The sequence below is a fragment of the endosymbiont of Lamellibrachia barhami genome, assembly GCF_011947365.2.
In the GTDB taxonomy this organism is placed as follows: domain Bacteria; phylum Pseudomonadota; class Gammaproteobacteria; order Chromatiales; family Chromatiaceae; genus QGON01.
Genome location: NZ_JAAVSH020000001.1, coordinates 3,916,076 through 3,923,774 on the forward strand (window position 1 = coordinate 3,916,076; position 7,699 = coordinate 3,923,774).

Below are 7,699 nucleotides of genomic sequence, written 5' to 3' on the forward strand. Positions count from 1 at the left end.
TTGTTGTACTTCGTTCAGTTACATGTGCTATTTGAATCATCATCCACCAGTAAATTCGCTCTCCCGCCTCTGAGGTGAACCGTGGTGGCAGTAGCGGTTTTGGGGATTGCTCAATTTCAGTGCGCAGGCATCGAGATATTAAAACCTTGTATGAAGCTATTTTATCCACCAAATTGGGCGCAGGTAGCAAATTCTTTCGGCTGCCGGGTCTCGAGTTGTTGGCAGTGTCTCGGGAAAAACCGTGCCCCCAAATTGGCACTACTCGATTTCAGGCTGTGAACAATCCCCCTGAGGATCTCGGCATCATTATCCTCAAGCGCCTGGCGAAGCCTGGCAACATCGTCAGGGGCCTGTTTTAGAAAGTGATTGACAGATTTCCCCAACACATCTCTTCCGCTCATCTCGCCCAACTGGCGCAGCTGTTCCAAGGGGGCGGGATCGAGAACATGAGAGTCTGAGACTTTCCCGGACAGGGGTGTCTCGCCGGTTTCCGCTTGCTCCGTAACTTCAACCTTAAGCCATTTTTTCAACAGCTCCGACAAGCGCTTCTGACTGAAAGGCTTGCTCAGATAGTCATTCATGCCGGCAGCTTCGCACTGATCCTGAATGCCTTTCTGTACATCCGCGGTGAGTGCCACAATCGTAACCGGCTCTTGCCCCTTCTCCTGTTCGATGAGACGAATCTGACTGGTGGCACTGAAGCCATCCATCTCCGGCATGTGGCAGTCCATCAGGATCAGATCATAGGTGTTTCGGCTAGCAGCTTCGACAGCTTCAAGACCATTCCCGGCCAGATCCATCTTGCAGCCCAGTGCCATCAACATGCTGATGGCCACCTCCTGGTTCACCAGATTATCCTCAGCCAGGAGGATCTTCCCATTCAGTTTTTCAGTAGCCGGACTTGCCCCGGCTGCTACGGCGACTTGTTCACCCATAACCTCCCGCAGGCACAGCAGCAATTGCTGTTGGCGCACAGGCTTTTGCAGATGGCGTGCAATACCACACGTCTGGGCAACAGACGATTCAGCATCGAATTCAGTCGAACTGAGCATCACCAGATGTGGCGCAGGTATGGACGAGTCATTGCGGATAGCACGTGCCAGTTCAAAGCCATCCATCTCCGGCATGTGCCAATCGAGCAGCACAATCTGGTAAGGATCACCTCCGTCGGCGGCCTGACGCAGCCGTTCAAGGGCCTGTTGTCCGGAGTCAACGCTGCCGTTCCTCATGCCCCAGGCAATGACCTGATTGTGGAGAATCTCCCGGTTAGTAACATGATCGTCAACGATAAGGACACGGACACCTTGCAGGATATCGTGGTTCGGCGCTTGAGACCGTTCCTCTATTGCGGCCTCAAGTTCTATTTTGAAACTGAAATGCGCACCCTCCCCCGGGCTACTCTCAAGTTCGATCACTCCACCCATGAGATCGACCAGACGGCTGGCGATCGCCAGACCCAGACCCGTGCCACCAAACCGCCGCGTAGTGGAACTGTCAGCCTGACTGAAGGCATTGAAGATTTCGCCCTGCTGCGAAATGGGGATACCGGGGCCGGTGTCAGAGACTTCGAAGGCTATCTGCAGGCTGTTGACATGCCGCTCGATGGTTCTTACCCAGAGGCGTACCTCACCCCGTTTGGTGAACTTCACAGCATTTCCCAGCAGGTTAACCAGAATCTGCCGTAACCGCACTGCATCGCCCCGAACCCATCGGGGCAAGTCAGGCGGCAGATTGGGAATCAGTTCAAGCCCCTTGCGATGGGCCTGGTTGGCCACCAGCTCCAGGGTGTCTTCCAACAGGGTTCGAAGATCGAAATCCTCTTTACTGAGCTGCAGTTTATCGGCCTCGATCTTGGAGAAATCGAGGATGTCATTGATAACCCCCAGCAGAGACTCAGCAGAACGATGAGCGGAATCCGCCAGACGGTGAGCACGCACGTCCAAACCGGTATCCAGCAACAGTTCCGTCATACCCAGCACACCGTTCATGGGCGTGCGAATCTCATGACTCATGGTGGCAAGAAACTCGCTCTTTGCCCGGCTGGCTGCTTCCGCGGCCTCCTTGGACTCCTGCAGACTTGCCGTGCGCTCAGCGACCTTCTGCTCCAGCCCCTCCCGGTAGGAGGACAGCTTTTTATCACGTTCTTCAATCTGCCCCAACATGCTGTTGAAACGCTCGATGAGTGTGCCTATCTCATCGTTGTCGCCAGGCTGCAGTCGCAGACTGAAATTCTTCTGATCTGCGACATCCTCCATACCGTTGACCAAATTATTGATAGGTCCCGAGATGCGGCGCTGCAGGGAATACGAGAGAAGGTATACCCCCAGCATCATACCGGCCAGCAACAGTCCTGAAATCAGCAGATAATCGACGATCTGGTCATATAGGGGATCCAGACTCGCCTCGATGAGCAGATGACCGATCACCTCACCGTCCAGGGTGACGGGTTTCAGCAGATCCAGATCATCCCCGGCAAAACGGTACTCAATGCTTTTCGACTGGCCCAACTCGCTAAACCAGACCTTGTCTTCATTTTCGATACGGGCCTGTATCCCTGAATCTTGCGGATAAGCGGCAAACATTTGCCAGTTATCATGATAGAGAATCGCACCATTAACATCCGCTTGGCTTTTCAGTGATAACAGAAGCTTTTGCGCTGTCTTCGGATCATCGAAAGAGAGTGCCGCAGTGGAGTTGGTACTGATAAAGTCCGCCAGCACCGAAACACGCTCAACCAAAGCCTCACGATAGGAGAAGACTTCCATAGCCATATGGCTGACAGAGACAATCAACAGCGCGACGCCACTGATCAACAGAATCATCCGCCTGATTTTTTGTGCGATATTGATGTTACTGAGAAAAGCCATTGTTCTGCTTAGTTGTCCGGTGAATCCAAAACCGTAGCCAAATCCAGAAGTGGAGCTGCAATCTTCAGGCCTGACCTTCTGGCGCTCTCAAGGTTGATCAGGAAACCAATGCGTTTTTTGCCACGGGTGAACTCAATGATGCCGCCCTGTTCTGCGAAACCTTCTGTATCACCCAAGGTCAGTATCGGCCGGCCTTTCAATTTCTTAAGGATGGCCCCCATAAACGCCCGTTTGGATTTGCTGATAAAAACCACCTGACAGCTGTCACCAATGGACTCGGACTGGGTAAAACGGCGAACCCGCACTGTCCGACCGGCAGCCTTACGCTGCTCAAGAGCATCAAGAGCCGAGCCGAAGACGTTCTCACCCAGCACACAGATACCAAAACTCCCCGACTTGTCAGCGCCAGTGAGATCAGGCCATTCAACGAATTTACTCAGTTTGTAGATCAGCGCAGCCTTGAGCTTGTATTCCGCATTGGGGGGAGCGGCAATAAGCTGCAACGGCAACAGCACCATCAACAGCCACAGACAGCACAATCTGAGCCTTGGCAGCCAAGGGGATGCAACTTGTGAGGGTAATTCAAGCATCATGCTTTAGAACCATTCGGCTTCCAATCCGGTGCTATTCAGAAATCGAAACGAATCAAACCGTAGACAGACCGTTCAACTTCAGTCTGCGTGACAAAAGACTCTCCCACAAATTCCGCATGATGATCCTGCAGCAGGTTCTGTCCAACCAGAGAGAGTTCCATATCTTCCCAGGGTCGCCAAGCCAGGCGGGTATTCAGGCTGGTGTAACTCGGTATTGGTATACTGGAAAAACTGCTAGCTACAAGCTCATCCACGTAATAAGCCCAGAGATCCAGCGACCATTCATTGGAAAAATCCATGGCGGAGCGGAGCGACAGCTGATGTTTGGGAGTGGATCCCTCCACGACAGGGCCAGACATCTGGTCGAAGCTATCACTGGCCGTCTCTTGCTCTATCTCGATGTAACTGTAGTTTGCCTGTAAACGCCACCATTCAAGCAGGTGCCAGTCCACCGCCAGCTCAAGACCACGGCTCGTTGCCTCCTGTTTGTTATCAAAAATAATCTCGGTGAGACTCGCTGGTTCAAAAGTTGCGAGGTTTTTGTATTGATTGTAAAAAAGCGCCAGATCCAGTGAGAGGCGTTCAGCCGGTTGCACCCGATAACCCAGTTCAATCGAGGTCAGCTCTTCTGCCTCAAAATCCTCATCACCATTGACCGTAAGGATCATTGGCGGTATTGATGGCGGTCCTATCGGGATGATTCGGGTCACGATACTTACACTATCCTCCACCCGGGAGGGCGTGCGCACTGCACGGGAAACCGAACTCCAAAGGGTATGACCCTCCTTGGGTAACCAGAGCAGGCGGGCGCTGGGTTGAACCTCGAAACCGGTATAGTCGTTATGTTCAAACTTGGAACCCAGAGTCAGGCGCAGGGTCTCCGGCATCAGTTCGATCTCATCCTGCACGAATGTGCTGAAAAGATCGGAGGTCTGTTCTTCCGGCGACAGCGAGACTGAAAAGGTGTTGCCGAAGTCATCCTGGATACGGCGGTAACCCAATCCCCATACGATGTCATGTCCTTCCAGGAGACTGAACTGGTGCTGAAAATCGATGTCCAGAGTATCGTTACGCTGTTCCAGAACCGCCTCTTTGCGCTCATTGTGATCGAAATAGACCTGTAGCGTGGCAGATGAGCCTTCGGATAAACGCTGTTCCCAACGACCCAGCAGGTTCCAACCGGAAGCCTCAATGTTATCCGCTACATTCGAATCACTGTAAGGAGGGTTATTGGCCGGGTCGGCGGGATCCCGGTAGATGTTGTGGACAATCTGGTTCTCGTCCGTCTCGTAGATATCCCCCTGCAGGGTCCATTGACTTGAGACATTCAAAACACCATCCACACGGAAACCGGCACGCAAGGAGTTCCAGTCGTCTCCTGCCTGTTCATCCAGCAAAGGAGCGAAGCTGCTGTCCCGATCATTGTGTTTAAGATAGATCCTGCCGAAGGTCTGCTCGCCCAGCTCCGCACCATAACGCAGACTGGTAAGGGCTTTCTCCTCGTTGCCGGCGCCCGCCACCAAAAGTCCACCCTGGGTCTCAGAGGCCTGTTTGGTGATGATGTTGATCACGCCATTGACCGCGTTGGCACCCCAGACTGTCGCACCCGGACCACGAATCACCTCGATACGGTCGATATCTTCCAACATAGTGTCCTGAACCTCCCAGTAGACACCGGAGTAGGAAGGGGTATAGACACTGCGTCCGTCAATCAATACCAGCAGCTTGTTGGCGAACTGGGCATTGAATCCACGACTGGAGATGGCCCATTTGTTGCTGTCCATCTTCGTCACCTGGATACCCGGCGCCAAACGCAATGCCTCGGGAATACTGGTAACGCCGGACCGGCGGATGTCATCCTGGGTAATCACGTATGCCGCTGCGGCCACCTCGTCGAGCCGCTGTCTCTTTTTGGAAACAGTGGTCACCTCTATGGACAGCAGGTCTTCCAGATCCAGCTCCAAATAGGACTCCAGCGGCTCTTCAGCTGAGATCGGAGCGGATAGCAGAACGGATGACAAAAGGGAGGAGAGGAGCAGTTGGCGCTCGCCATGAAACATCGACATTTTCAAAACACTCATTGCAGCGTTCTTTTCCAGCAGGCCTAAACGGGGCGTAACCGATCGACGGGTTACCAATCACCTCCGTTCTATCGGCTGAGTGCAGAATTTCTTTACAAATAAGCTACCCTGTCACAAGCAGGCGGAGCTGTTTATGCAGGGTGCGCATGGCGCACCAACCGCTACAGGTAGTTGAACAGAGACAACCCCTGGAGCTTTACGAAAGACTGCTGGGCCGCCTGCAATACCAGCAGCTGTTGCTGATAGCGGCTTAGGGCCTCGGCCAAATCCAAATCCTCCACCTCTGACTGCGCAGTCTTCATGGTCAACAGGAAATCCTCATTGACCGTGGACTGCTCCTCTATCGCGTTCAGTCGGGTACCGGCTGATGCGCGAAAATTTGTGGTATGCACCAGCCCGACCTGAACATCGTCCAACAAGGCAGTATTTGGTGCATCCGCCTCCAGCCCGGCTGCGATTTGGTGCACCGTCTCGAACAGATTGCGTTTGACCGGGAGAGGGGGTGCGGTGCTGGTGTCGAGGTTCATGAAAACATCGAAACCGTTGTCCCTGTCCTGAATCCGGCGATCGGCGGCTATCTGTAACTGCCGCGATCCCATATCGCCACTGTAAACATAAGTCCCATCGACCGGATTGCTGAAAGGGGGCTGATCGGCATCGTAACCGGCAAAGATATACTCGCCGTTGCTGTCCTTGGTGTTGGCCAGAGAGAGCAGTGCATCGTTGAGTTGACGGACCTCTGCGGCGATATCCCGGCGCTGATCGCCGGTAAGTGTGTCGGTCTGGCCCTGGATCGCCAGTTCATGAACCCGGTGCAGGATATTGCCCACGCTTGCCAACGCCGTCTCTTCCAATTCAAGACGGGCACGGGCACGGTCTGCGTTGTCCTGGTACTGATCGACCCGACTGATGGAGCTCTTCAGGTCGAGCAGGTAGGCGGAGCCTGCAGGATCATCCTTTGGAGTAAGAATACGTTTTCCGGATGAGATCTGATCCTGGGTATGACTCAGTTTAGTCTGCTGCTCCAGCATGCTGCTGATGCCTTTTTCAAACAGCATGTTGGTGGAGATGCGTAACATATCGATTACCTCCTGACTGCGCTGAGCAGGGTATCAAAAAGGCTGGAGGCAATCGAAATCACCTGAGCCGATGCCTGATAGGCCTGCTGGAACTGCACCAGTTTGGCCGCCTCTTCATCGAGATTGACCCCGGACACCTCATCCAGCGCCGCCCTGCTTCGCTCCAACAATCCCTCCTGGGCAGCCAGATTCATCTCAGCGTGGTGTGTTTTTGCCCCCAGGTCGGAGACCATCTGGGAATAGGCCTCCCCGAAGGTTGCGGTGCCACCAAACAGGGTATCCATCCCCTGAAGACCCGCCATCGTCAATGCATTGCGATTGTCACTCTTACCGTTGGTATTATTGCCCACAGTGAACTGATCCCCCACTACCGGCGTGCCGGAGATGGAGAAAGAGATGCCGCCAAAGGCATCGAATTGGCCAACCTTGGCCGTCACCGGAAAAGACTTGCCGGTACTTTCGGTGGCCGGGTCATAGAGGATGTAGTCATTGGGTGCGCCCACTGGCCCGTTGGCAACGGTAAAACCTGGATTACCCGCACCATCCGCATCAGCAACAAAGGTGAACTGCATCGCTGCACCGTAAGGCAGTCCATTCGTATTCGAAACCACCGGCTGGCTCATCACCGCATCACCGCTGTTGGCAGGGTTGCCGTTGGCATCGGTAAGCGGCTGGCTCGACAGACGGCTGGCGGCTGCCAGTTTATCCGTATCGTGAACCAACAGATCAAAACCATCCGCACCGTCACGGGTGGGGCGTATCTGAAAACTGTCACCGACCGCAACACCTGCCGAATCAATACTCAACGAGAATCCATCCTGAGCGTAGGTAAAGGGCGAGGCGCCTCCAGTGTTGATGTTGAACGTCTGATTATCGGATTGGCGCGTCAGAGTGTAGGTATTCAGTGCCGTGTATTGCAGTGTGTAATCGCTGGCGGTCAGATCTCCCACATTGGTATAGGTGGCGCTCACCGCACCACCCGCATTGCTGGCGTTGGGCAGAATATCGACGCTACCGGGAAAACTGGTCGGCACCGGCCCGGAACCATCAAGATCGAGTCAGCGCGTGCTGGCTGTTCG

5 protein-coding genes are annotated in these 7,699 nt (G+C 54.1%); all 5 read right to left on the bottom strand.

Going from position 1 to position 7,699, the window contains the following annotated elements; all coding sequences use genetic code 11:
* Window positions 1-161: 161 nt before the first annotated feature.
* The 5 genes from G9Q73_RS17915 to G9Q73_RS20610 all read right to left on the bottom strand — a co-directional run bounded on the left by G9Q73_RS17915 (window position 162) and on the right by G9Q73_RS20610 (window position 7,654).
* Window positions 162-2,867 carry a response regulator gene (locus tag G9Q73_RS17915; protein ID WP_177420993.1) on the bottom strand — a complete coding sequence of 902 codons (2,706 nt, stop codon included), beginning with the start codon at window positions 2,865-2,867 and terminating at the stop codon, window positions 162-164.
* 8 nt (window positions 2,868-2,875) lie between these two features.
* Window positions 2,876-3,460 (bottom strand): YfiR family protein, encoded by a 585-nt coding sequence (locus tag G9Q73_RS17920; protein WP_218649980.1) that lies wholly within the window; start codon window positions 3,458-3,460, stop codon window positions 2,876-2,878.
* Window positions 3,461-3,495: 35 nt separating this feature from the next.
* The gene (locus G9Q73_RS17925; RefSeq protein ID WP_246345379.1) at window positions 3,496-5,541 is read right to left on the bottom strand and encodes a TOL_0244 family TonB-dependent receptor; all 2,046 of its coding nucleotides are present in this window, start codon (window positions 5,539-5,541) and stop codon (window positions 3,496-3,498) included.
* Between the two features lie 161 nt (window positions 5,542-5,702).
* Entirely contained in the window at window positions 5,703-6,620 is a 918-nt protein-coding gene (gene flgL / locus G9Q73_RS17930; RefSeq protein ID WP_177420995.1) for a flagellar hook-associated protein FlgL, read from the bottom strand.
* Window positions 6,621-6,625: 5 nt separating this feature from the next.
* Window positions 6,626-7,654, bottom strand: coding sequence for a flagellar basal body rod C-terminal domain-containing protein (locus G9Q73_RS20610; protein ID WP_177420996.1), 1,029 nt, complete (start codon window positions 7,652-7,654; stop codon window positions 6,626-6,628).
* Between the last annotated feature and the right edge of the window lie 45 nt (window positions 7,655-7,699).

What these genes read in the sequence shown, in the direction of transcription:
- G9Q73_RS17920 (WP_218649980.1), bottom strand. Translation starts at nt 3,460, where the DNA reads ATGATGCTTGAATTACCCTCACAAGTTGCATCCCCTTGGCTGCCAAGG.
- flgL (WP_177420995.1), bottom strand. Translation starts at nt 6,620, where the DNA reads ATGTTACGCATCTCCACCAACATGCTGTTTGAAAAAGGCATCAGCAGC.
- G9Q73_RS17925 (WP_246345379.1), bottom strand. Translation starts at nt 5,541, where the DNA reads ATGAGTGTTTTGAAAATGTCGATGTTTCATGGCGAGCGCCAACTGCTC.
- G9Q73_RS17915 (WP_177420993.1), bottom strand. Translation starts at nt 2,867, where the DNA reads ATGGCTTTTCTCAGTAACATCAATATCGCACAAAAAATCAGGCGGATG.